This window comes from Nocardioides sp. (genome assembly GCF_034670285.1).
Taxonomy (GTDB): Bacteria; Actinomycetota; Actinomycetes; order Propionibacteriales; family Nocardioidaceae; genus Nocardioides.
In genome coordinates this window covers 1-2023 of the sequence record NZ_JAXMNS010000531.1, presented here as the reverse complement: position 1 = coordinate 2023, position 2023 = coordinate 1, and the positions used below count along the sequence as shown (strand labels likewise).

Annotated in this window: 2 protein-coding genes; one reads left to right on the top strand and one right to left on the bottom strand. The window is 71.1% G+C overall.

Features of this window, described 5'->3' with window-relative positions; all coding sequences use genetic code 11:
• Window positions 1-159: 159 nt before the first annotated feature.
• Window positions 160-678: a histidine phosphatase family protein gene (locus VOI19_RS18655; RefSeq protein ID WP_323794439.1), complete on the top strand. Its 519-nt coding sequence runs from the start codon at window positions 160-162 to the stop codon at window positions 676-678.
• 68 nt (window positions 679-746) lie between these two features.
• Here VOI19_RS18655 and serB read toward each other — a convergent pair whose 3' ends face one another.
• Window positions 747-1961, bottom strand: a complete 1215-nt coding sequence (serB, locus tag VOI19_RS18650) for a phosphoserine phosphatase SerB (RefSeq protein ID WP_323794438.1) — start codon at window positions 1959-1961, stop codon at window positions 747-749.
• Window positions 1962-2023 lie beyond the last annotated feature (62 nt).

Genomic DNA, 2023 nt, shown 5'->3' with positions numbered 1-2023 from the left:
CTGCACCGCCGCTGGCGGTGACGAAGTCGGCGAGGATGGAGCGCTTGCGCAGCTTGTCCTCCGCACCGCCGATGATCATGAGGGGGCCGGGTGACATGGGCTCACCCTAGAGCGGCCGTGCGCGGTTCTCGACGTGCGTCCTCCCCTAGGGTGGTCGACATGTTGCCCCGCACCCTCGTGGTGATGCGCCACGCCAAGGCCGAGCAGGCCGGACCCAGCGACTACGAGCGCCCCCTGGCGGCCCGCGGTCACGACGACGCAGCTGCAGTCGGCGCGTGGCTCGCCGATCAAGGAGTCGTCCCCGACCACGCACTCGTCTCGGGTGCGCTGCGCACCCGAGAGACCTGGGAGCACGTCCGCCGCGGCGCCGGTGAGGCCTGGAGGGAGTGCGAGTCGAGCCCCGACCGCGGCCTGTACGCCGCCGACGTCGACACCGCGCTGGACCTCGTCCGACTGGTCGACGACGCCCACGAGACCCTGCTGGTGATCGCGCACAACCCGACCGTGGCCTACCTCGTGCAGGTGCTCGACGACGGCGAGGGCGATGTCGAGGCCGGCAGCGCGCTGGCCCTGGGCTACCCGACGAGCGCGACCACGGTGTTCACGTGGTCCGGCAGCTGGGCCGACCTCGCGCCGGGCTCGGCCCGACTCGTCGCCCACCACGTCGGGCGCGGCTGAGCGTCGTCTGGCCGCAAGCAACCAGCACGCAGCGTGCAGACAGCCAGAAAGTCGCCCCGAGCCCGACGTCAGACGGGCGGCGAGGGCGTGACGAAGCCGGCTTCGGCGTCGGCCGCCTCGATCTCCTCGCGCGAGATGCCGAGCAGGTAGAGGATCGCGTCGAGGTAGGGCACGTTGACGGCCGTGTCGGCTGCCTGCTGCACGACCGGGCGCGCGTTGAAGGCGATGCCGAGGCCGGCGGCGTTGAGCATGTCGAGGTCGTTGGCCCCGTCGCCGATGGCGATGGTGGCGTCCTGGGTGACGCCGACCTTCTCGGCGAACTCGCGCAGGGCCTCGGCCTTGCCCGCACGGTCGACGACGGCGCCGACGATCTCGCCGGTGATCACGCCGTCGACGATCTCGAGCTCGTTGGCGCGTGCGAAGTGGATGCCCAGGTCGGTCGCGAGTCGGTCGGTGATCTGGCTGAAGCCACCGGAGACGATGGCGAAGCGGTAGCCGAGGCGGCGCAATGTGCGCACCATCGTGCGGGCTCCCGGGGAGACCACGATGTCGGCGTACACCTGGTCGAGGACGCTCTCGTCGAGCCCGGCGAGCAGCCGGACGCGTCGCCGCAGCGACTCCTCGAAGTCGATCTCCCCGCGCATCGCCTGCTCGGTGATGCGCGCGACCTCGGGCTCGTGGCCGGCGTGCGCGGCGAGCATCTCGATCACCTCGCCCTGGATCAGGGTCGAGTCGACGTCCATCACGATCAGGCGCATCCCGCGGCGCAGCATCGTGGCGGGCTGGACAGCGATGTCGATGCCCTGCTGGGCGGCCTCGACCGCCAGCAGCGTGCGCAGCGTCTCGGGGTCGGCCCCGGAGACGAAGAGGTCGATGGCCGTCACGGGGTAGCGCGCCATCCGCTCGATGCGGTCGATGTTGCCGCCGGTGTCGGCGATGCGCCCTGCGATCGCGGCCATGGCGGCCGCGCGCAGCGGCGTGCCGATGATGGTCACGTGCGAGCGACCTTCGCGGCGCGAGCGGTTGTCACCGGTGCCGCGCTCGATCTCGACGCTCATCTCGAGAGCCTCGGCCGAGGCCTCGACAGCGGCCGCGAGCTTCTTCCAGTCCCGCGGGGCACTCACGAGCACGCCGAGGATCAGCCGGCGGCGCAGGATGATCTGCTCGAGGTCGATCACCTCGACCCCGGCGAGGGCCAGGGTGCTGAACACCGAGGACGTGACTCCCGGTCGGTCCTTGCCCGTAAGGGTGATCAGCAGGGTGTCTGGGTGCGCGGCGTTCATCGACGACGAGGCTAGCGCTGCTCACGTCCTGTCGGTGGCGAGGTCCATGCTGGTCGCATGAC

Excerpts from the sequence above, each read along its gene's own strand:
- VOI19_RS18655 (WP_323794439.1), top strand. The coding sequence starts at position 160 with ATGTTGCCCCGCACCCTCGTGGTGATGCGCCACGCCAAGGCCGAGCAG.
- serB (WP_323794438.1), bottom strand. The coding sequence starts at position 1,961 with ATGAACGCCGCGCACCCAGACACCCTGCTGATCACCCTTACGGGCAAG.